The 21,773-nt window shown below is 73.4% G+C and carries 15 protein-coding genes; 6 read left to right on the top strand and 9 right to left on the bottom strand.

Annotated elements, in window-relative coordinates:
* Positions 1 to 14: 14 nt before the first annotated feature.
* The 7 genes from AB0F58_RS00350 to AB0F58_RS00320 form a co-directional block, all read right to left on the bottom strand.
* Complete coding sequence (locus tag AB0F58_RS00350) at positions 15 to 3,110, bottom strand: type 2 lanthipeptide synthetase LanM family protein (RefSeq protein ID WP_357135752.1); 3,096 nt, start codon at positions 3,108 to 3,110, stop codon at positions 15 to 17.
* A 76-nt stretch (positions 3,111 to 3,186) separates the two neighbouring features.
* A complete protein-coding gene (locus tag AB0F58_RS00345) occupies positions 3,187 to 4,467 on the bottom strand; it encodes an MFS transporter (RefSeq protein ID WP_357135750.1) in 1,281 nt (426 codons plus the stop codon).
* Positions 4,464 to 5,696, bottom strand: coding sequence for an ATP-grasp domain-containing protein (locus tag AB0F58_RS00340; RefSeq protein WP_357135748.1), 1,233 nt, complete (start codon positions 5,694 to 5,696; stop codon positions 4,464 to 4,466). Before AB0F58_RS00340 ends, AB0F58_RS00345 begins: the two co-directional genes overlap by 4 nt.
* Positions 5,693 to 6,985, bottom strand: coding sequence for a hypothetical protein (locus AB0F58_RS00335; protein WP_357135746.1), 1,293 nt, complete (start codon positions 6,983 to 6,985; stop codon positions 5,693 to 5,695). The genes AB0F58_RS00340 and AB0F58_RS00335 overlap by 4 nt, the downstream gene beginning before the upstream one ends.
* On the bottom strand, positions 6,982 to 8,067 hold the full coding sequence (locus AB0F58_RS00330) for an AMP-binding protein (RefSeq protein ID WP_357135743.1): 1,086 nt from the start codon (positions 8,065 to 8,067) through the stop codon (positions 6,982 to 6,984). Before AB0F58_RS00330 ends, AB0F58_RS00335 begins: the two co-directional genes overlap by 4 nt.
* Positions 8,061 to 9,443: an amidase gene (locus AB0F58_RS00325; RefSeq protein ID WP_357135741.1), complete on the bottom strand. Its 1,383-nt coding sequence runs from the start codon at positions 9,441 to 9,443 to the stop codon at positions 8,061 to 8,063. The genes AB0F58_RS00330 and AB0F58_RS00325 overlap by 7 nt, the downstream gene beginning before the upstream one ends.
* On the bottom strand, positions 9,440 to 10,393 hold the full coding sequence (locus AB0F58_RS00320) for a hypothetical protein (protein ID WP_357135739.1): 954 nt from the start codon (positions 10,391 to 10,393) through the stop codon (positions 9,440 to 9,442). Before AB0F58_RS00320 ends, AB0F58_RS00325 begins: the two co-directional genes overlap by 4 nt.
* Positions 10,394 to 10,571: 178 nt before the next feature.
* On the opposite strand from AB0F58_RS00320, the gene AB0F58_RS00315 reads away from it, so the two are divergent.
* From AB0F58_RS00315 to AB0F58_RS00290, 6 genes are read left to right on the top strand one after another with little or no spacing between them, the layout of a single operon-like run.
* Positions 10,572 to 11,906 (top strand): hypothetical protein, encoded by a 1,335-nt coding sequence (locus AB0F58_RS00315; RefSeq protein ID WP_357135737.1) that lies wholly within the window; start codon positions 10,572 to 10,574, stop codon positions 11,904 to 11,906.
* The gene (locus AB0F58_RS00310) at positions 11,903 to 13,600 is read left to right on the top strand and encodes a prenyltransferase/squalene oxidase repeat-containing protein (protein WP_357135736.1); all 1,698 of its coding nucleotides are present in this window, start codon (positions 11,903 to 11,905) and stop codon (positions 13,598 to 13,600) included. Before AB0F58_RS00315 ends, AB0F58_RS00310 begins: the two co-directional genes overlap by 4 nt.
* Positions 13,601 to 13,624: 24 nt before the next feature.
* On the top strand, positions 13,625 to 14,002 hold the full coding sequence (locus AB0F58_RS00305) for a hypothetical protein (RefSeq protein ID WP_357135733.1): 378 nt from the start codon (positions 13,625 to 13,627) through the stop codon (positions 14,000 to 14,002).
* Positions 13,999 to 14,280, top strand: coding sequence for an acyl carrier protein (locus tag AB0F58_RS00300; protein WP_357135730.1), 282 nt, complete (start codon positions 13,999 to 14,001; stop codon positions 14,278 to 14,280). Before AB0F58_RS00305 ends, AB0F58_RS00300 begins: the two co-directional genes overlap by 4 nt.
* Positions 14,277 to 15,137 carry a hypothetical protein gene (locus AB0F58_RS00295; RefSeq protein ID WP_357135728.1) on the top strand — a complete coding sequence of 287 codons (861 nt, stop codon included), beginning with the start codon at positions 14,277 to 14,279 and terminating at the stop codon, positions 15,135 to 15,137. Before AB0F58_RS00300 ends, AB0F58_RS00295 begins: the two co-directional genes overlap by 4 nt.
* A complete protein-coding gene (locus AB0F58_RS00290) occupies positions 15,134 to 16,564 on the top strand; it encodes an aromatic amino acid ammonia-lyase (RefSeq protein WP_357135726.1) in 1,431 nt (476 codons plus the stop codon). The genes AB0F58_RS00295 and AB0F58_RS00290 overlap by 4 nt, the downstream gene beginning before the upstream one ends.
* Here AB0F58_RS00290 and AB0F58_RS00285 read toward each other — a convergent pair.
* Entirely contained in the window at positions 16,524 to 18,302 is a 1,779-nt protein-coding gene (locus AB0F58_RS00285) for a BTAD domain-containing putative transcriptional regulator (RefSeq protein ID WP_357135724.1), read from the bottom strand. The genes AB0F58_RS00290 and AB0F58_RS00285 overlap by 41 nt on opposite strands.
* Before the next feature lie 70 nt (positions 18,303 to 18,372).
* Entirely contained in the window at positions 18,373 to 21,663 is a 3,291-nt protein-coding gene (locus AB0F58_RS00280; RefSeq protein WP_357135721.1) for a S8 family serine peptidase, read from the bottom strand.
* Between the last annotated feature and the right edge of the window lie 110 nt (positions 21,664 to 21,773).

Genomic DNA, 21,773 nt, shown 5'->3' with positions numbered 1-21,773 from the left:
CGGTGGTGGATCCATCAACGGCGGGAGCAGGACCTCCCCGCTTCTTCGAGCAGCAGCACGGAGGGCACCTCGGCGGCGAAACCGAGGCGCAGCAGCCCGTAACCGATACCAGCGAGCCCGGCCAGCAGACCGGGGGTCACCACCTCGCCGGGGGTCCCGCAGACGGGTCCCTCCCGACGGACGGCGTCCAGGACGAGACCGGCCCGGTGGCGCAGTACCCGTGCGGCGGCGGGGTCGCCGGTCCCGGCCAGTACGGTCAACGCTTCGGTCCTGCCGAGTTCGCCGTGGCACAGGCTGAGGTCACGCCGAACCGGCTGGTCACCGATCGCCCGCGCCCCCCGGTCGGCCACCACGGTCCGGTCCACCGCCACCAGCTGAGCGACCAGTCGTCCTGCGGTTCCGCCGCACCAGCCGGTCTCGACCGGGTCGGAGAGATCCACGGGTCCGCCCAGCTCCAGGGCGCGGACGGCCACGGGCCGGTACCGGGGCACCGGCCCGGCGATCCGGTGCAGGGCGTACCCGATGCCGGCCCAGCCGTGGGCGAACCCGTCCGGGACGTCTCCGGGCGTGGCGTCCAGGACGACGGTCCGCAGCAGGTCGGCGCACCGCTCGGCGAGCCGCCAGGCGCTGTCGAGTCGAAGTTCGCGGTACACCGCGAGCATCGCGGCCAGACAGCCGGCGAGTCCGTCCGACCAGCCCGCCGGGGATTCGGCCGTCGTGGCGATGCCGGCCAGTTCGACAGTGTCCGAGGCCAGGGCTGCGAGATCGTGGTCGGCGAGCAGGGTCGCCAGCCGGGCGAGCGTGTATGCCATACCGCCCAGCCCGGACAGTCCCCCGCAGCCGACCACGGTGACCAGTTCCGGCCGTGCGGCGAGCGATCGGCACAGCGCCGGATAGGACCGGAGGGCGCGGCGGGCGATGTCGGCGTACCGCGGCATGCCGGTCAGGGTGGCCAGTTGCGCCAGGTACAGCGCCACGCCGAGGTACCCGTGCGCCAGCCCCGCACCCAGGGGCAGGAGCAGCCAGCGTTCGTCGTCGACCGGCTCCAGCCCCAGCCAGTTGATGCGCCCGTCGCCGTCGATGCCGGCCGCCACGATCCGGTCGGCGACCGCGCACGCCGCGGTCAGCAACTCCTGCGGCGGCGCGGCCACCGGGCGCAGCCGCGGGAACGACCGTTCGGGCCGGGAGTGCGTCGAGGTCGCCGACCGGGTCGCCAGGGTAGCCGCGACGATCCACGCCTGGTCCCGCCGGTCCACCTCGCTCAGCTCCCGGAGCGTCTCCCCGACCCGGTCGAGGGCGGGGCGGCCGAACACGTCGGGCAGCCGTCGACCGGTCGAGGTCCACAGGTCACGGCTGTCCGGTCGGGTCTGGAACAGCGGGACGTCCCCGGCCCACAGGTCGATCGCCTCGGCACCGGCCGTGACGAGTTGGAGAGGGCTCGCGGCCCGCGTCCAGAGCTGGTCGAGTTCCTGGTCGCGGTCCAACCCGTCCCGCAGCGACTCGGGGCGACCCGCCGCGTCGAGCAGGTCCCGGTACCACCGGGTCGGCCGCACCACCGCCCGCACCGGAATCCCGGCGCAGCGGCGGACGACCGTGGTCAGTCCCTCCCGGTCCCGCGCCACCGCGTCGTAGCCCAGGCCGAAGCCGTGCAGCAGCGCGTCCCGGTGGATCGTCGGCTCCACCGCCCGACCCGCGACGTGGGGCCGGCTGGGCGCGAGGATCGGCAGGGCGACCCGTCGGACCAACCGCATCCGGTCGGTGCCCACCGACTCCCACTGGTGGATCGTCGCGCACCCGGAACCCGCCAGCGCGGACGTGTCGGCCCGGCCCGGCGCGACGAGGGGCAGCAGGGCGGTGCGCGCCACCGAATCGGCCAGCATCCGGACGGCCGGATCGGGCGGCCGAGGGGCTGTCGGCATGGTCGGGTGGAAGAGGGTCTCCGCGTCGACCACCACCGGTTGGTCCTTCCACGCGATCACGTTTCCGCAGTGGATGTCGGTGGCGCGTACCACGTGCAGCAGGGCGAGCAGTGCCCCCAGCCGCCGGTAGTACTCGGGTGCGGCAGCCTCCGTCGGTAACGCCGTGTGCGGCACGAACTCCGACCAGCCGTACCCGGCGCGGGCCAGGACCACGGGCACCCGCAGATCGAGGCCGGGTACCGCCTGGTTCAGCCAACCGACCAGCTCGCCGAGCCGGAGCTGCGCCCCGGCATCGCGGGGTTTGTACGCTATCCGGGCTCCACTGTCGAAGGACAACAGCCGGACGGTACGACCCCGATGGTGGGCGTCGCCCCAGTGGCCGGTGGCGCGGCACAGCACCCCGGGGTCCGTGTCCCGGAACACGGTACGTACGACGTCGTTCCGGTCCTCGGCGAATCGGGCGACCGCCTCGACCAACGCCTCGGCCTCGAACTGACTGGTCTGCGCGAGCAGCCGGGCCAACACCGGGTACCGGTCGACGAGTTCCGCCAGCCCGGTGGGCTCGGACAGCTGGCGGACGAAGTCGGTGAAGCGCTGCCGGCCGTTCGCGCCGTGCAGGCGGCCTGCGGCGCGGCGGGCGTCCAGCTCGGTGACGAGGGTGGGACCGGCGAGGTCCACGAGCCGGCGACCCAGGTCGTCCCGGAAGCCGGCGACCAGCGTGGCCACGTCGAGCCTCGCGATCCGCCGGTACGGCCCCAGCCGGGCCGCGACCTGTTCCGCCGCTTCGGACACCAGGGTGCGCAGCGGCCAGGCCAGGGCCTCGCGCCAGTTCAGCCTGACCTCCGCGCCCGGGGGGACCGTCCGCCGGACCGCCGCCTCGACGACGCCCGCCCAGCTCGGCTGGACGGTTCGCGCGGCCAGTGCGGCGGGTGGTTCGGCGAGCAGCCGGAGCAGGGTCGCCTGGTCGAGCCGGATCGCGGCCAGCCGGCGGTCGAACATCTCGGTGCCGTCGTGGCCGTACCGGTCCCGCCACCGTGACAGCCGGGCCCGGGAGGGCCCGTCCACGTCCCCGGTGCCTCGGGGGGCACCGGGGACGCGTTCGTGCAGCGCCAACGCTCGGACCCACCAGTGGCCGTCGAGCCCGGCGTCGGCGCGGGTGCTCGCGGTCCTCGGAAGCGGCCCCGTGCTCATCCACCCATCGTCCTGTTCGGACGTTCGACGTTCATGAGTGTTCGGTACGCACTTTCTTCAGCCGGCCGGGCACCCGTCAGCCTCGGCGGGCCACCGCGGCGTCCGGCGTGACCGGCGGTTCCGGGAGCGTACGCAGCCGGGCGACCGGGGAGTTCAGGACCAGCAGCAGCGAGGCGGTGAAGCCGAGTGCGGTGATCACCAGCGTCGGACGCAGACCCACCAGGTCTCCCAGCCAACCGCCCAGAAGCGCGCCGAGCGGCATCGTTCCCCAGGTGAGGAAGCGCAGGGCACCCGTGGTCCGTCCCAGCAGGGCCCGCGGTGTGACGCTCTGGGTGAGCGTCGCCAGGTGCACGTTGCCGATCGTGGTGCCGATGCCACCGAGCAGGAACGAACCGAAGAGCACCGTCAGCACCAGCCAGTCCGGGCCACCCGCGAGGGGGATCAGCGCCTGCGCGAAGGAGCCGATCCCGAAACCGGTGACGATGGCCGGCCCGGGACCCAGCCGGTTGCCGACCCGGCCCGCGAGGACGGCGCCGACCAGCGATCCGGCTGCGCCGACCGCCAGGACGAGGCCGACCGTCGCCACGTCCGCGCCGAGCGAGCGGATGACGAAGAGCGGGAAGACCGTCTGCATCGCCATGAAGAACAGGTTGTTGAAGCCGGCACGGAACGCGCAGACGCGCAGGTACGGGTCGGCGCGTACGAACCGCAGCGAGGCGCCGATCTCCGCGATGACCCCGGTGTGCGGGCGCGGCGGAGGCGCCGGGTCCCGGTGCCGGATCGCCAACAGGACCAGCGCGGAGACCAGATGCACGACGGCGTTGGCGAACAGCGTCACCGGCACGGAGATCGCCTGTACGAGCAGGCCACCGAGACCGGGACCCCCGATGCGCGCCGCCGAGATGCTGCCCTGGACCCGGCTGTTGGCGGCGGTGAGCAGGTCACGTTCCACGAGCGACGGCAGGTAGGTGGAGGAGGAGAGGTCGTACAGGACGGCGAGGGTGCCGATGACGAAGCCGGCGACGTACAACTGCTGGATCGTGAGCACGTCGGCGACGAAGAGAGCGGGCACGAGCGCGAGCAGCCCCGCCCGGAGGAGGTTGGTGGCGACGAGGAACGGCCGGGGACGTACCCGGTCCACCCACACCCCGGCGAACAGGGTGACGAGCAGGTAGGGCGCGAACTGTGCCCCGTTGAGCAGACCGGCCTGCACGGGGGTGGCACCGAGGTCCACCACGGCGAGCAGCGGCAGGGCCAGAGCGGTGACCTGCACACCGAGGCGTGCGATGCTCTCGCCGGTCCAGTACCGGACGAAGTCGGCGTGTCGCCACAGGTTGGGCGTGGTCGAGGTGGTCATCGCAGCACGAACACATCGTCTTTGAGGTCCTGGATCACGGCGTAGTCCTCGGCGGTGCCGGTGCCGGTCAGGAAGATCCGCAGGGGGGAGGTGAGCAGGTCCCGGGTAGGACGCATCAGGTCGCCGGGTCGTAGCTTGACCGCGACGGCGTGCACCGTCGGCAGGGCGGCGATCCGGTTCAGGACGCCGTCGTCGACCGCCGCCACCACCCCGGTCCGATCGGTGCTGGTGTTGCAGACCATCGCGGGCCGGGCGGGGGAGTAGATCCGGCCGGCGTACCGGGCGTGGAAACGCTCCGGGTCCACGTACGCGAGGGCGGTCAGCGACGCCTGGTTGTGCCCGAGGCACACGTCGTGGAACCCGCAGTTCATGTTGCCGTTCATCCGCGCGCCGATCTCCACCAGCGCCGGCCCGTCCGGCGTGACGATCACCTCGGCGTGCGCCGACCCGTTACGCACGCCGAGCGAGGCCAGCACGTCGTCGACGTACGCGATCAGTTCGGGCACCGGCTGCTCGGCCGGGTGGAGCAGCACGTCCCGGTCGTAGACCGGCCGTCCGTCGGCGACGAGGCGCTTGTGGTACCGCCACACCCCGCAGACGAATCGCCGGCCGTCGCGGCTGACCGTGTCCACGATGTACTCCTCGCCGGGCAGGTACGACTGCACGAGAACGTCGGTGTTGGCGGTGCCGTACACGTCGGGCGCGGCGAGCACGGCGCGGGCGGCGGCCTCGACGGCGGCGTCGTCGTGGCACAGCCGGACCCGGTCGGTCCCCGCCGACCGTACGGGCTTCACCACCACCGGGTACGTCGTGTTCTGTTTGATCCAGCAGACCAGGTCGGCGGGGTCCGCCGCGCGGAACTGGAGCGCGCACCGCAACCCGTCGGTGCGTAGCTGCTCGACCATCCGGTACTTGTCGCGGCGCAGCGGCGAGGTCGCCGAGCCGTTCGTCGGTAGCCCGAGCTGCTCGCTGAGCAGGTCGGCGAGGGCCACTCCGGAGTCCTGCCCGGCCACGACGCAGATCGGGTCGAGGGCCCGGAGGCGGGGGAGCGCGTCACCGGAGAAGACGATGTTGTCGACGAAGGCGGTCAGATCGGGGCCGGGCAGGGCGTCGTGCATCTGCTCCGCGGTCTGCACGTGGACGAGGTCGACACCGTGCGCGGCGAACGCGGCGGGTAACAGGTTCCCGGTGGTGTAGGCGTCCACCACGACGCCGACGCGGCGGGTCATCGGGACTCCCGGTGGAAGACGCAGCCGACGTACGAGCCGTCGCCGAGGAATCGGATGTCCTGACCGACACCGGGGATGCCCTTGACGAAGGCCCCGCCGTAGCCGCCGTCGGTGAGGAAGACTCCCCAACTCAGGAGGCAGGGCACCGTCCGCCCGTCGGCGTCGAGGAAACGCTCGGCGACCGGTCGCACCCGACGCTGTAGGACGTGCGGTGCGGACAGGGCCGCGTCGAGACGCTCTTTCCAGGTGGTGGGATCGACCATCCAGCCGGCGGTGATGCCGCGACCGGCGTAGCCGGTGCTGGGCTTGAGGACCAGGTCCTCCCGGTGCTCGCGGGCGTGGTCGAGGAGGCTTCTGTCCAGTCGCCGGGTCCAGGGCAGGAGCCGGTCGACCACCTCCCGTTCGTCGGCGGAGAGGGCCGACCGACACGCGTCCTCGGCAAGCAGCGCCAGGCACTCCTTGATTCCGTGCAGGTCCGCGGCGAACGGCGCCAACAGGGTCGCCGCACCGTCGTCGATTGCGTCCAGCAGCGGCCGGACGAGCGCGTCCGCTTCGGGCGAGCCGTCGAGTCGGCCGAGCTGGAAGGTACGGAAGACCCGGTCCACGCGTCGTCCACCCGCGGTCAGGACCCCGCCCCGGTAGGCCAGTTCCCCGGCGTGGCAGGGGAACGCCTCGTGCCCGGCTGCGGCGAGTGAGGCCAGGAACAGCGTCAGGTGGTCGTGGCTCCCGCCCGGCCAGGTCAGTACCGCGATCGGGTGCGCCGAGGGCGGGAACGCCCGCAGCATCCCGGCGATCGGGTCGCGGTAGGTGAGGTCGTGGCCGGCCGCGAACGCGGCGAAGGTCGGGTCCGCCAGCATGGCCCGGTTCATCTCGGCGATCTCGCAGCCCCCGAGTGAACTGCTGGTGTTGAACTCGACGAGGCGGAAACCGGTCGCGTCCTGGACGAGGTCGGCCCGTCCGATCGACGGGAGTTCCCGAGCGGACACGGCCGACGCGGCAGCCTGCGCCTCGGGCAGGCCCAGTGCTCGGGCCAACGCCGCCGGATCCCCGTCGAAGAGCCGGTCGGGCAGGGCGCGCAGGGCGTCGAGGAAGACCCGGAGGTCCCGTCCGAGCGAGGTGGCGGCGTCCGTGTCGAGCAACGCCGGCCGATTGAAGACGGGCCGGCCGAGCCAGGCGTGGGTACCGCCGAACGCGGCGGCGGCGGTGTCGACGGAGCCGACGTCGGCGAGCAGGGCGCGGGTGAGTGCGTTCTCCGCCAGGGTTGCCCCGGCGACGGTCGTGGTCGTCATCTGGGCTGCTCCAGGGTCAGGTAGGGGGTGACCTTTCCGGTCCGGTCGTTGCGGGCGAGCCGGTCGACGCGGACGAACCGCACGGCGTCCGGTTGGGCGCTGGCGATGGCGTCGAGGGCGTACACCCGGCGCAGGACGTACGCGCGGAGGCCCTGCGGCTCGCCGCCGCGGTGACGGATCTCGACGGCGGCGAGGCTCGACCCGTCGCGGGGATCCACGGTCAGCGCGAGCTGCGCGTCGGCGACGCCGGGTGCCTCGCGTACCGCCTCGAGCAGATCGCCGAGGCGCAGCAGGGTGTTGAAGAACTTGACGCGGTCGTCGGCGCGGCCGAGCACCCGCAGGCCGTCCTCCCGGCCGCAGGGGCAGGCGGCGGAGGTCACCCGGTCGCCGAGCCGGTACCGGTGAGCCGGCGCCGGCCAACCCTCGCCGTGCCGACTGAGCAGGGTGCCGTCGCCGTCGACCTCGAGCACCTGGTCGGGGAGCAGGTGCAGGACGGCCGGGTCGCAGGCGGGATCGTTGACCGCGATCACGTACGTCTCGATCGAGCCGTAGTTGCCCCACAGGCCGGCGTCCGGAAAGGCCTCCCGGATCGCGTCCCGCCGGGCGGTGGTCAGGGGTTCGCCGACCCAGATGACGGTGCGCACCGGCAGCGCGGGGCGCAGCGGCGCGGCGGCCGCGGCGAACTCGGCCAGCACGCTCGGTGCCCCGGCCAGGGCGGTCACGCCGGTGTCCACGAAGGTGTCCCACCAGTCGGGCAGGTCGTCAGCCGCCACCGGCCCCATCGGCAGGACGGACGCCGCACAGCCGGCCGCCAGAGTGTTGTAGAAGTAGTGCGCGCCCCACAGCCGCCCGGGTCGGAACAGATTGAGCAGCACGTCCCCGGGGCGTAGCGGACGCCAGTCGCGCAGCAACCGGGGAACGCCCTGGTGATGCGCGATCGTCGTCACCTTGATCCGCCCGGTGGTGCCCCCGCTCGCGACCAGGTGGCCGCCGGTGCCGGCCGTCGCGGCCCGGCTGAGGGCGGCGACGTCGCCCGGACCGGTCTCGGCGACGGGTGGCACGGGGGCCGATCCGATCAGCACGGCCACCTCCCGGTGAGCGTCGCGGCGACCCGGGTCGCGATCGTCGCGGTCACGCCCAGCCGGTGCTCCACGGCCACGCCCAGGTCGAGCAGGGCACCGTCTGATCCGGACCGGCCGACGAACTGCACGGCGAGCGGCCCGCACTCGTCGTCGACGACGGCCGGCAGCACCAGCGCCGGCATCCCGGCGAAGCTGGCGATCGGCGTGTAACCGATCCGGTCGGTGTAGTCGGTGTCGACGGGCTTCGGCAGCGTCGGCCGCCCGGCCCGCTCGACCACCCGCTTCGGCGGCAACGGACTCACGGGCAGCAGCATGACGTCCACGCCGGTCCTGTCGAGGAAGGTGGGCATCGCCGTGTGGAACGCCCGCTGGGCGTCGTGCAGTTCGCGGTGCCGGCCGGCGGTGACGGCCTCGCGCAGTGAGGCGCGGGCGGGCGCGGAGAGGGCCATCCCGAGCCGACCCTCCGTCTCCGCGACCACCTCGCCGACATCCGCCGCGCAGAGTTCCCAGGCCAGTTCACGGGCGCTCCACATCGCCTCGGGCAACTCGATCTCCCTGACCGTGTAGCCGAGGTCGCGCAGCACGTCCACGACCCGGTCCTGCGCGCCCGCCATGGGCGGGGCGGCCGAAGCGGCGTTGCGCACCGTCGCCACCACCGGTCGGCCGGTGCGCCCACCGTGCGGCGGAGGGGTCACCGGTGCGCGCCGCCACAGCAGCCGGAGGTCCTCGACGGTGCGGGCCATCAGACCGACGGAGTCCTGGGTGGGCGACACCGGCAGCACCCCGGCCAGGCGCGCGGGATGCCAGGAGACGCGCAGCCCGGCGATCCCGCAGTTCGCCGCCGGCCACCGCGCGGACCCGAGTACATCGGTGGCGAGGGCGTAGTCGCTGATCCCAGCGGCCACCGAGACGGCGGAGCCGGTGCTCGACCCGCCCGGCGACAGGTCCGGGAAGGCCGGGTTGAGCGCCTGGTCCGGTGGGCCGATGTTGAGTTCCGTCGCGTAGGCCTTGCCGACCACGGACAGGCCGATCTCCCTGAGCCGGGTGACGGCGTCCGCCGTGACGGCAGGGTAGTGACGGTGGGTGGCGTGCCCGAGGCTGGTCGGCATGCCCGCCACGTCGATCGTGTCCTTGACGGTCACCGTCCAGCCGCCGTGGTCGGCCCGCGGGTCCACCCACCGCAGCGCGCGGGTGACCTGGTCCGCGTACCCGACCCACGCCCGACGCAGGTCGGACCAGGTGTCCCGGTCCAGGCCGGCGTCGGCGAGCGCGGTGTCCCGTCCGGCCACCGGCCCGAGCAGCAACGGCACGGTCGTGGCGTCGGGCGGGGCGACCAGGGTGCGGTCGAGGTAGTGCAGCGCCGCCGCCCTGCTCATCGGGCTGCCTGGAGTTCGTTACGTCGCGCGTACGCCGCGAAGCGGGTCGCCACCACCTCGTGCACGGTGTCCGGCGGAAACAGCAGCCGGGACACCGCGCCGTCGGCCTCCAGCTCGGACAACCACAGCCCGCCGTCGGCGGTACGGAGCAGGTCGATGCACACGTAGGACAGGTCGAGCCGGTCCGACACCAGGCGGGCCAACTCGTGCACCTCGGGTTCGAGGTCGCGCCGTACGGTGAACGAGCCGCCCCGGCTGACGTTGGCCACGTGCGACCCGGGTTTCGGCCGCCGGTCGACGGCCGCCACGATCTTCCCCTCCACGACGACGGCCCGGGTGTCGGCGACCACGTCGGCCAGGCAGGGCTGGACGATCATCCCGGTGCGGCTGCCCGCCGCGAGACCGAGCACCGCCTCCAACGAGGCGCGGTCGGCACACGGCACGCAGCCCTGCCCGCCGCTCCAGGCGGTCGGTTTGACGAAGACCGGAAACCACTCCTCCGGCACCAGCCGGTGCTGGCCGATGCGGTGCACGTCCCGGTCGGCGGTCAGCCGCAGAGTCGGGATCACGGGCACCGGGGAATCGGCGAAGAGGTTCAGCGTGGCGTACTTGTCGTTCAGCAGGATGCCGGCCTCGATGGGAATGGGAAGCCAGAATCCCATCGTCTCCAGGCACGTCGCGACGGATATCCCGGTCCACAGGTCAGAAATGTGGGTCGGGCCGGTACGGACGCCGTAGACGACGATGTCGCGGTCCGGGGACAGCGCCTCGTCGCGGTGGTAGGCGACGCCGTCGGCGATCGCGACGTGATCCGGGGCCGCCACGACGAAATCGAGGCCGGCACGTGCTGCTCCAGCAGCGTAGTCGGGCCAGAATTCCTGTTCCTCGTACGCCCGTAGCAGTTCCGAGCTGCGGTCGGGAAAGAGGTAGAGGATGCGCTGGTCAGCCATGACACCTCACCGTTCGAGTTGGGGGACCCGGACAGAATGCCAACCGGCGTTTAAGGAACACTTAAGACCCGCCAAAGCGCGAAGGCCCGGAAACCCGGTTTCTTAAGCATTGTGGACGACCTGTCGTGGTCGCTGTTAATGTCCGCACCGGACCGACGTGGAATAGCGAGGTACGCAGATGATCTGGCACCACGAGGAACGCATCGACGTATTGGCGCAGGCGCGCCGAGAAATGTGTGGAAGTGGCGGACGGATACCCGACGCGCAGTTCTACGAGCGTAAGCTGGCCGAGGTCTGGCGGCGTGCCGGGGACACCCCGGCGTACGCGGGAATCGGCGGGTACACGCCGGCGGCGTTCGCCGCGCTGCCGGTCACCGCACGGGAGGAACTCAAGGCACGCCCTGCCGACTTCCTCGCCGTCGCGCCGAACGCGGCACTGCGCTACTACGAGACCACGGGCAGCACCGGTACGCCGACGCCGACGCCGAGGCTGGCCGAGGACGTCATCTGGAACACCGTCTCCGTGGCGGAGGCGTGGCGGGAGTTGCTCGACGGGCCGGACGAACGGGTCCTGAACCTGCTCCCCTCGGACGTGGTGCCCGTCGGCGACCTGGTGGCTCAGGCCTGCGACTACCTCGGCGTGGCGCACACCCGGGCGTACCCGTTCACCACCGGCATCCTCGACTGGGACCGGCTTGCCGACCTGTGGTGCAGGGTCGCCCCCACGACGGTCTTCGTGGCGCCCGGCGTCGCTCTGCAATGGACCCGGCTGGCCAAACAGCGTCGGCTGTTGGACACGCTCAACGGCTCCGTACAGCGGCTCATGCTGCTCGGCGAGGTCAACACCCCGGCGTTGCGGGCCCGGCTCGGCCGGTGGTGGGGCGCCACGGCGCTGGACGGCAGCTACGGCAGCACCGAGACCGGCACGTTGGCCACCGCGTGCACCGCCGGAAACCAGCACCTGCTGCCGACCGCCGCGTACTTCGAGCTGTTGACCGGTCAGGGCCTGGTGCCCGCCGGGGCGGGTGCCGGTGCCGGCACCGCGGCGGGGACGGGCGAACTGGTGGTGACGCCCCTGAACGCGTACGCCCGGCCGCTGCTGCGGCTCAACACCGGGGACGTGGTGACCCTGACCACCGGCTGCCCGTGCGGCCGGCGCACCCCGCTGGTCCGGGTACACGGCCGTGCCTCCGACACCACGCAGGTGCGTGGTGTGGCGCTGGCCCCGGGCCAGGTGGAGGAGATCGTCTACGCCGCCACCACCGCCACCGGCTACCTGATCGAGGTGGACGCCGACGGTACCTGGGCCCGGTTGCTGCTCGAACGGGACGTCGACGGCTACCGCTCGGGCGAGCCCGCGATGGTCCAGGCCCTCCAGACCGTCTTCGACCGGAGCCTCGGGCTGGCGTGGGACCAGGTGGCGTTCGTCAACACCCTGCCCGTCAACACCAAGAGCGGAGCCGCGCAGAAGAGCTGGAAACGGTCGAACGTGCGCGTCCTGGAGTCGGCGTGACCCGCGCCGCCACCGGCCCGGCCGGTACCGGCGAGGCCGACCTGTGGTGCACGTACGCAGCCGTACGCACCCTGGCGTGGCTCGGCCGCACCGATGCGGTGGACGACCGCGCCGGTGTGCGGGCCTACCTGACCAGCCGTCGCAACGCCGACGGCGGGTACGCGTGGAGCCGGGGCATGGCGTCCGACGCGTGGTCCACCTACTACTGCACGCAGGCTCTCGCCGAGCTGGGGGAGGTGGTCCCCCAGGTGGACCGCACCCGGGGCTGGCTGCGGGACACCTGGTCCGGTGCGGCGTACGGCATGACGCCCGGCCAGGCTCCCGACGTCTGGGCCACCCACTTCTCCACCCGTACCGTGTCCGCGACCTGCGGTGACACCGTGCCGGACCGCGCTGCGCTGGCCGGCTGGCTGCGTGCCCTGCAGTCGCCGGGCGGCGGTCTCTGCTGGACGCCCGGCGACGCGGAGCACGGCAACGCCGACGTGCGCGCCTGCTACTACGGCGTGATGTCGTGGCTGGCCGTCGCCGGGGCCGGCGACCCGCCGCCGTGGGACGTGCCACGGCTGGTGGCGTGGCTGCGCCGACGGCAGGACCGGGACGGCGGATTCCGGTTCGGCGAGGCGGCGGAGGTGCCCTGTCTCTGGGCGACGTACCGGGCCACGGCCGCCCTGGCCGCCCTGGGCGCTTCCCCCCGGGACCCGGCCGCCGTGGCCTCCTGGGTGCTCGGCATGCGGGGCGGCAGCGGAGCGTTCGTGCGCTGGGCCGGCTACCCCGTCGAGGACGTGTGGGCCGCCTTCTGCGCGGTCGGCACCCTCCGCGCCCTCGGGGTGCCGACCGCGCTCGTCGAGGCACCGGTGGTGGCCAGGATCCGCGCGGTCGCCTGCCCCGGCGGCTACACCTACCGGGAGGCGCCGCTGGCCGCGGACGCGTTGACCACCGCTGCGGTGATCCTGTCGAGCGACGGCGACGCGGCGGCAAGGACCTGGCTCGAAGGCTGTCAGCTGCCGAACGAGGGCGGGGTGATGTACATGCCGGGTCGCGGTGCGGAGGTGCGGTGCACCCTGTGGGCGCTGGCCGCCGGTGCCTTCGCCGGCGACGCCGTGGGCCGCTCGCGGATCGCCCGGTGGATCGTCGACCTCCAGAATCCGGACGGCGGCTTCGGGTACTGGGCGGGACGTGGGTCCGACCTGGTGTCCACGGTGTCGGCGGCGGAGATCCTGCGGCTGCTCGGTGTCACTGCGCGACGCGGCCTCGACGCGGAGGGACTGCTCGCCTTCGTGCGCTCCTGCGGGGCCGGGGAAGGGCACGCACCCGTGCCGGGCGGCCGTCCCACGCTTCGCGCCGGCCTGCAGGCGCACCGGCTGCTGGCGGCGCTCGGCCAGCCCGACACGTCGGCGGTCGCCCGGCTGCTCGCCAGGCACCGGGTGCGCGGCGGCGGCTGGGCCAACGAGGGCGACCGGATGCCGGACCTGCTCTCCACGTACGAGGCGGCGTTGACCACCGACCGGCTGGGCCTGCCGTTCGACGGGCCGCACGTCGAACGGTTCCTGGACAGCACGGACCGGGGCGGCGGGGTCGCCTGGACACCGCTGGCACCGACCGGCGGCGGCGTGCTGGCCGACTGTCTCGGCGGGCTGCTCCGCGCCCGGCTCACCGGTCGGCGGCGTCCGCTGCCGGCCGTCGCCCTGTCCTGACCACCTGTGCCCGGGAGGCTCCTCGTGCCCACCATCGCCATCGCCGCCGCGCCACCGCTCCCGACGGCCGGCCAGCGCGCGGTCGTGCTGCGACTGACCCGCTGGCTGGTCGAGCGGGGGGTCCGTCCGGAGCGGGTGGTCGTGCGCTTCGACCCGGCCCCGGACCTGTACGCGGGAGGTTGGCCCGTTCCCCGGCACACCACGGTGACGTGCTGCGTCGGCCCGGACCGGGACGGAGAGTTCCGGGCGGCCCTGGCCGGCCACGTCGCCACCACGCTCGGCGGCACGGGCTTCCTCTACCTCGAGTTCCGCACCACCTCGCCCGCGGACGTGTACGTGCGCGCGGGCCACCACCTCGTCCGGGCCGACCAGCCCCGGCCAGTCCGAGAGGAGACAGCATGACCACCGACGTGACAGCCCGACTCCGGAAGACGCTCGCCGCCCAGCTCGGGGACGCCTTCACCGGCGTGGCCGACACCGACCTGTTGCCCGAGACGCTCGGCGACGCCTACGACAGCATCTCGGCGCTGGAGTGCGTCACCGCCGTGGAGGAGGAGTTCGGCATCGAGGTCGACCTCGTCACCGACGACGTCCGTTACTGGTTCGCCACCGTCGACCGGATGGCCGCGTTCGTCAGCCGCCGGCTCGAAGACGTTGCCGTGCTCCGCGTGGTCCGATGATCCCGTTCAGGACGTCGGGCACGACCGGACCTGCGGTCACCTGGTGGCGGGAACAGCACCAGCTGGACGCGGAGGTGCGATTGTTGCTGCCGTTGCTCGGCCGGGTCGACCGGGTGCTGAGTTTCGCACCACCCCACCACCTCTACGGCCGGATCTTCGGCGTGGAGCTGCCGCGACTGGCCGGCGTGCCGGTCGTGGCGGCGTGGACCGACCCGCTGGCGCTGCCCCCGATGACCGCCGGTGCCCGGCACCTGGTGGTCTGCCTGCCGTCGACCTGGCCGCTGTTGCGGCGGCACGTCGAGAGGCTGCGCGGCACCGACCTCGTGGCGGTGCACAGCACGGCGCGGACGACCCCGGCGACGCACCACGTCGTCGATCGTCTCGGTCTCACCGCCGTGGAGGTGCTGGGATCGACCGAGACCGGCGCGGTCGCCACCCGGGTGGTCACCCGCGCCGGGTGCGACTGGACGCTGCTACCCGATGTCGAGTCGTTGCCCGCCACCGACGGCCGGCTGCACGTCAGCGGGCCGCGCCTGGCGGCATCCCTGACCAGCTACCGCACCGGCGACCTCGTCGAGTTCACCGGCGCGCGTACCTTCCGGCACCTCGGCCGCTCGGGGGGCCTGGTGAAGGTCAACGGGCGCCGGTGCGACACGGACGCCGTCGCCGCGCTGGTCAGCCGCATGGTGCCCGGGTGCGACGCGCGCTGCGTGCCGGTGACCGACCCGCTACGCGGCGAACACTACGACCTGTACTACTCGGCCGGACCGGAACCCGCCGAACTGCGCCGGTTGCTGGCGGCGGCCGGCGCCGACCTGCCCGCCCCGCGCCGCGTACGTCGGGTGCCGGCGCCGTGACCGACCCCGTCGAGGAGGTCCTGGCGCGGACCGCCGCCCCGATCGAGGCGTCGCCGGACGAACGGCGCGCGATGGCCGGCAGCCGCGCGGTCCTCGCCGCCACCACCACCGAGGTGTACGGCACCACCCGTGGCTTCGGCCCCCTGGCGGCCTATCCGGCCGACCCGGATCCGCGTCGACAGGGGCTCGGACTCGTCGCACACCTCGCCGTCGGACAGGGCGAGCCGCTGTCGCCCGGCGTCACCCGCACGATGGTGTGGCTCCGACTGCGCAGCATGGCCCTCGGGTACTCGGCCGTGGAGCCGCGGTTGTGGGTCGCGCTCGCCGATCAGTGGAACGCCGGGTTCACGCCCGTCGTGCCGCGTGAGGGCAGCCTCAGCGCCAGCGGCGACCTGGTGCCGCTGGCCCACGCGGCGCTGGCCGCTGGCGGGTCCGGCACCGAGCTGGCATGGCACGACGGCGCGCGGGTGCCCTCGGCCGGGCGGCTACGGGCCCTGGGCCTGTCCCCGGTGGTGTGGGAGGCACGCACCGCGCTCGCGTTCGTCAACGGGTCCAGCGCCAGCCTCGCCCAGGCCCTGCACAACCACCGGATCCTGCGCGCGTCCGTACGGCTGGCCGCGGCGGCCACCGCCCGCATCGTCACGCTGCTCGGCGCCGATCCGGCACCGTACGGTGAGCCGCTGTCGCGGGTACGCAACCAGCCCGGCCAGCGGAGCGTCGCCGCCTGGATCCGTGCCGCGCTGCCCCCGGCGAGCGTGCGTGCCGACAGCCGACCGTTCCAGGAGCGGTACTCGCTGCGCTGCGCCCCGCAGGTGCTCGGCGCGGTCCTCGACCAGCTCGACGCGCAGGGCGTGATCCTGTCCCGGGAAGCCGACGGTTGCACCGACAATCCGGTCACCGTCGACGGGGCCGTACACCACGGCGGCAACTTCCACGCCGCGCCCGTGGCGCTCGCCACCGAGGCGCACGCGGTCTGCGCCCACCAGGTCGCACTCCTGATGGAACGGCAGCTCGCGCTGCTGATCGACCCGACCGTCAACGGGGGCCTGCCCCCGATGCTCACTCCCGCGCCCGGTGCCGCCAGCGGTCTGGCGGGTGTGCAGATCGCGGCGGCGTCGCACCTGGCCAGGCTGCGACAGCTGGCGCATCCCGCCTCCACCACCACGATCCCCGCCAACCTGGAGAACCAGGACCACACCCCACTGGCCCTCAACGGTGCGAACGCGGTCGCCGACATGCTGACGCGGGTCCGGTGGATCGCCGGGTCGTTGCTGGTGGCCGTGAACCAGCACACCCATCTGCGTCCGGCGCCCACCGACGGCCTGTGGACGCGGCTCCGACAGGCGATCGGGCCACTCGACGGGGACCGGCCGCTGGCCGCCGCGATCAGGGACGCGGCAGCGCTCGGCCTGCCGGAAGAGGGGTGACCGGGGCCGTCCAGAGCGGTGCCGTCCTGCCCAGGAGCCACAGTTTCGCGGCGTACAGGCGCATCAGGCCGTGCAGTCGGAACTGGTGCGGACGATGCTGTTCGAGCAGGTGTCGATCGAGCAGGTTCTCCAGCAGCCGGCGTACCGCCGACACCGGCAGTCCGGTGGCGGCGGAGGCCGCCGAGGCGTCGAACTCGTCCCCCGGCACCAGGCTGAGCAGGCGAAACATTCGCTGCTCGGGCTCGGGCAGGGTCCGGTAGGACGCCTCGAACACGCCCTCCACGCTGCGGTCACCGGCGGACAGCTCCTCCAGCCGCAGCCCGTTGTCGAGCCGGTGCGCCAACTCCCGGATCGGCCACGCCGGGCGTTGCCGCAACCGGGCCGCCGCGAGCCGGATCGCCAACGGCAGGTATCCGCACAGCCGGACGACGCGGGCCACGGCGGCCGGATCCGTCGCCGCCGGGGCGCCGGCGACCCGGATGAACAGGTCCACCGCGTCCGCCGGCTCGAGCACGTCCAGGCGGATCGGGTGGGCGCCGTCCACCCCACCCGCCGTGCGGCTGGTGACGATGACGAGACTGGCCGAGTTCCCGGGCAGCAGCGGCTGCACCTGCCGGGCGTCCACCGCGTCGTCCAGCACGACGATCATCCGTCGGGTGGCCAGCAACGCGCGCCAGCGCGCCGCGTTCAACGCCGGGTCCGGGCCGGCCTGCGCGCCGAGCATGCCGAGCAGGAGCCCCAGCGCGGACTCCATGGACAGCGGCTCCCGGTCCTGGGTGCAGCCGTGCAGGTCCACGAAGAGCTGCCCGTCGGGGTAGGCGGCGCGCTGCTGGTGGGCGAGGCGGGTCGCCAGTGCCGTCTTGCCGACGCCGGCCATTCCGGAGATCTGCAACAGCGCCGGAGCCGACCGCGGCTCGGCCGTCACCCGGGCCGCCTCGGTGAGCTGCGCCGCCCGGCCGACGAAGTCGGTCAGGTCCCGGGGCAGCATGTTCGCGCCGAGCTGGTCGGGGTGGCCCGGCCCGGCCACGATCACCCGGCGGTGTGCCGCGCGCAGACCGGGGCCCGGGTCGACCCCCAGCTCGTCGCGGAGCAGCCGGTGTGCCCGTCGGTACGTCTCCGACGCGTCCGCGGTCCGGCCCTGCCGGGCCAGCGTGACGATGAGCAGTTCGTGGAAGCGCTCGCGCAGTGGATGTTCCTGGGTGAGCTGTACGAGCTGGGGCACCAGGTCCGCGCTGCGGCCGAGCGTCAGCTCCAGCTCGGCGAGGCGCTCCCAGGCGGTGAGCCGCTCCTCGGTGACCACGGGCTCGACCTCCCGGCGGAGCAGCCCCGGACCCAGGTCCGCGAGCGGGCTCCCACGGAAGGTGGCGAGGGCCCGGCGGAGCAGGTCCGCCCCGGTTGCCGGCGCCGCCGCCGTGGCACGTCCCACGAGCGCCCGGAAGCGGTGCAGGTCCACCGCCTCGGGATCGATGTCGAGCAGGTACCCGCCAGCCCGGTGGACGAGGCGCACGTCCCGTACGGCGGCGCGTACCTGGGAGGCGTACACCTGGAGGGCACCGTGCGCGCTGCGCGGTGGTTCGCCGTCCCAGACGGCGTCGACGAGACGGCTGCGCGTCACGTGCCGGCGGGGTTCGAGCAGCAGCGCGGCGAGGAGTCGGCGTGGCTTGAGCGGCAGGGGCCGCTGCCGCTCCTCGCCGACGCGAACCTCCAGGTCACCGAGTAGGCGGAAGTCGTACCTCATCGAGCCTCCTCCCCAGGGCCTGCGGGCGCCTGCCCCCACCTCGGGAGGCGCGACGCCCGCAGGCATCCACTCAGCTCCCGCGGGGTGCGCGGGCCTCGACGGTCACCACGGCCGCGCGAGCGCCGACGGCGTTGTGGTGGTGCAGGACGAGCAGGTCCTGCGGGACCTGCGCCGGATCCCGCCCGACGGTCAGCGCGGTGCCGGGTCGGGCCAGATAGGTCAGTGCCGGTTCGGTGCCGCCGAGGACCCACGTTCCGGGGCGGACCGGATCGAACGTCAGGCCGCCCACCCGGTCGACCACGGCGTCGCCCGGCGCCCGGTAGAAGCCCCGGACGGCCACCTCGTAGCTGATCTGGTGGGCCGGCCCGGCCGGGTCCACACCGAGCGCGGCGAGCTTCACCGGCAGCAGTACGACGTTGGTGTCGAAGATGTTCGTGTCGGTGTCACCGAACCGGCCGTTCACCGGTTGGACGTCCACCACGGTGGGCTGCGACCGGTTCAGGTCGACCGTCGAGACCAGCAGCACGTCGCTGCGCGGTGCCTTCACCACCGTCGACTCGAAATCGGCACGCCCGTCGCCGGTGGTGTCGAAGCGTACGACCGGAACGGTGTTGCTACCCAGGTTCGCCCAGTCGCCCCAGGTGGCCAGACCGATGCCGAGCACGGCGTCCTGCGGTCGGCCCTTGGCGCGGGCCGCCGGCGCGGTGGAGGTGGCACCGACGAAGCGCAGGTCACCGCCGCGAGCCGTGCCGTTCACGGTGCACCCGTTGACGATCGGGCCACCGCAGCTCGGCAGCTGCGGTGAGCGGGCGTGCAGTTCCAGCACGCTGACCAGGCTGCGGTACGCCGCCGCGCCGCTGCCCTGGTGCAGGCCGCGCCCCGCGATACGCAGGCTGGCCTGGGCACGGTCACCCATCCGGAGCACGGGCGGAACGGTGACCGCGGCGGCGGGCTTGGGGGAGGCTGCCACCGGCAGTCGCAGGGCCACGGTCGCTCCGCGCACCGGCGTGAGCAGGAGGCGCCCGGCGGCGTCGGCGACGAACTGCCGGGCCAGGCCGCCCTGGACCGCCTCCATCGTCGGGTCCATGGTCTTGCGCAACGCGGCGACGTCGTCGATGTGCAGCGTCACCCTGACCTGGGTGGTGCCGCGCGGCGCGAGCCGCACGGTGTTCCGGTCCACCGTGTACCGTACGCCCGGCGTGGTCGTGATGCCCTCGTACCGGGCGGTGAACACCGCCGGCGTGGTCCCCTTGTTGACGACCTTGACGGTCTTGGTCAGGCGGGTGGGCCGGGACGCGGCCACGACCCCGAAGGTCACGCTGACCGCGCCCGGATCGTCCTGCGAATAGGCGAGGACGTTCGTGGTCAGGGCCGCGGTGGCGTCGATCCGTCCCGCGCCCACCCGCTGCGGGGCGTACCGCAGGCCGGCCTCGTTGCGCAGGTCGTGTCCGGCGGTGTTCATGGCCGCCGCCTTGACCTCCTCGTACGTCCAGTCCGGGTGGGCCTGGCGGATCAGCGCGGTGATGCCGGTGGCGTGCGGAGTGGACATCGACGTGCCGGAGAAGACCGCCCGGTCGGTGCCGCTGCCCGCCCAGGCTGCCGCGATGGTGTCACCGGGCGCGGAGATGTCCGGCTTCACCGCCGGCCCCCGCACGCCGCGGGACGTGAAGCTGCTCGCGGTGTCCGGCAGGCGCGGGTCGTACGTCGGCAGGCTGGCCTTGTCCACGCCGCGCAGCGAGACCTCGAGCGTGCCGGCGACGGCGGTGGGCCGCAGCCGGCGGGTCTCCGTCGCGGTGAACTGGAACATCGGCAGCGTGCTGTTGCCGGTGATCCGGGACGCGAAGTGATCCTGCGTGGACGACAGCACGAGCCCCGCCGCGCCGCCCGCCTGGGCGTTGTTGGCGCGGGCCGCCGAACCGCACTCGCGCCCCTCCAACGTGGCCTGGTCGTCCATCTCCACCCAGACGATCCGGTCCTTCACCAGGGCCCTCTCGGCGGCGCCGTACCCGCTGCACCCGGTGGTGTTCTCCGCCGGCAGCACCACGACCGGACGCCGTACGTCGAGGGTGTCCCAGCCGGTGAAGGCGAGACTGAACTGGCCGGCGCTCGCCCCCGGCACGGGCGCGTGCACCTGCGCCACGTCGCGGAGCACGTACCCGTCACGGGAACTGGCCACGGTGAGCGCCTCGGGAGCGACCGACCCGGGTGAGGCCGCCGCGTCGTACAGGTCGTTGCCGTTGCCGGCGGAGAACACCGACAGCACGTCGTGCTGGGCCAGCTTACGGACGAACAGGGACACCGGGTCGTCCACGGCGTTGTAGTTGCTGCTCAGAGCGAGGTTGAGGACGTCGAGGCGGTCACCGAGGTCACCGTCCCCGTTGGGGTCGAGGGCCCAGTCCATCGCTTTCGGCGTCAGCGCCGACGTGAGGCCGTGGCAGCCGAACACCTTGATGGTGTACAGCGTCGCCTCCGGCGCCATGCCCGGAGCCACCCGCATGGCCTCGACCTGCTCCGGCGTGAGCTTCGCGTAGTCGCCGGTGAAGGTGGTGCCGTCGGCGTTCACGCCCAGTGAGCCGATGATGCTGGCCCCGTGGGTGCCGTGGTGCCCGCAGGAGATCGGGTTCGGGTCCGGCACCGGCACCGGCGACCCGGCCGTGCCGGAGGCGTCGTAGTCGTCACCCACCAGGTCGGTACCGCCGACCACCTTGGCAGTCGGGAAGTAACGGGGGTCGATCACCGTGTGGTCGATGCTCCGGTACGCCTCCTTGGTGCCGGGTCCGCCGAAGGCCGCGTGGGTGTAGTCGATGCCGTCGTCGATGATGCCGATCCGCACCCCCTTGCCGGTCCTGCCGGTGTGCCGCCAGGCGTTCAGCGCGTTGGTGAACTGCACCGAGTTGGTACTGCTCTTCACGTGCTCGACGATGCGCCGGACGGAGACGACGTCCGGCCGGCCGGCGAGTTCCCGCAGCTGCGCGGCGTCCGCCGAGACGATGAGCCCGGACACCGCGTTCGACGTGACGGACAACAGCCGGGCGCCGGCCATCCCGTTCACCAGCTCGCGCGCCGTCTTCTCGACGTCACGGCGCGCGGACCGCACCGCGGCGCGGTCCGCCCCGGTGGCGGAGAGATCCGTCGCGGACCGGTCGGCCAGTTCGACGAAGACGGTCTGCGGCCCGCTCGCCTCGACCAGCGCGGGAGTCAGCTTGGTGGCCAGCGGGCCGAGGTCGGTCACCTCCACGGGAAGCCCCGACGCCGCCGGTGCGCTGGGCCCGGTCGGCCACGCGACGGCACCCGGAGCCGCGACGACGGTGAGCGCCAGTACGGCGGCCACCAGCACGGATGATCTGATCGTTGATCTCACAACTGGCCTTCCTTCTTGTTCTGCTCGTTCACCGGCCCGGACACGCGTCCCCGGTCGTCCCCCGCCCCACCTCCCGCCGTCACCGGCTGACGCCGGTCGCGGCCGCACCG

It is taken from the genome of Micromonospora sp. NPDC023956, from assembly GCF_040639195.1.
In the GTDB taxonomy this organism is placed as follows: domain Bacteria; phylum Actinomycetota; class Actinomycetes; order Mycobacteriales; family Micromonosporaceae; genus Micromonospora.
The sequence above is the reverse complement of the archived record's forward strand: the minus strand, read 5'-3'. Positions and strand labels throughout refer to the sequence as shown.

Coding starts and splice junctions, on each gene's coding strand:
- AB0F58_RS00350 (WP_357135752.1), bottom strand. CDS start 3,110: ATGAGCACGGGGCCGCTTCCGAGGACCGCGAGCACCCGCGCCGACGCC.
- AB0F58_RS00295 (WP_357135728.1), top strand. CDS start 14,277: ATGATCCCGTTCAGGACGTCGGGCACGACCGGACCTGCGGTCACCTGG.
- AB0F58_RS00345 (WP_357135750.1), bottom strand. CDS start 4,467: ATGACCACCTCGACCACGCCCAACCTGTGGCGACACGCCGACTTCGTC.
- AB0F58_RS00285 (WP_357135724.1), bottom strand. CDS start 18,302: ATGAGGTACGACTTCCGCCTACTCGGTGACCTGGAGGTTCGCGTCGGC.
- AB0F58_RS00325 (WP_357135741.1), bottom strand. CDS start 9,443: ATGAGCAGGGCGGCGGCGCTGCACTACCTCGACCGCACCCTGGTCGCC.
- AB0F58_RS00335 (WP_357135746.1), bottom strand. CDS start 6,985: ATGACGACCACGACCGTCGCCGGGGCAACCCTGGCGGAGAACGCACTC.
- AB0F58_RS00315 (WP_357135737.1), top strand. CDS start 10,572: ATGATCTGGCACCACGAGGAACGCATCGACGTATTGGCGCAGGCGCGC.
- AB0F58_RS00300 (WP_357135730.1), top strand. CDS start 13,999: ATGACCACCGACGTGACAGCCCGACTCCGGAAGACGCTCGCCGCCCAG.
- AB0F58_RS00340 (WP_357135748.1), bottom strand. CDS start 5,696: ATGACCCGCCGCGTCGGCGTCGTGGTGGACGCCTACACCACCGGGAAC.
- AB0F58_RS00320 (WP_357135739.1), bottom strand. CDS start 10,393: ATGGCTGACCAGCGCATCCTCTACCTCTTTCCCGACCGCAGCTCGGAA.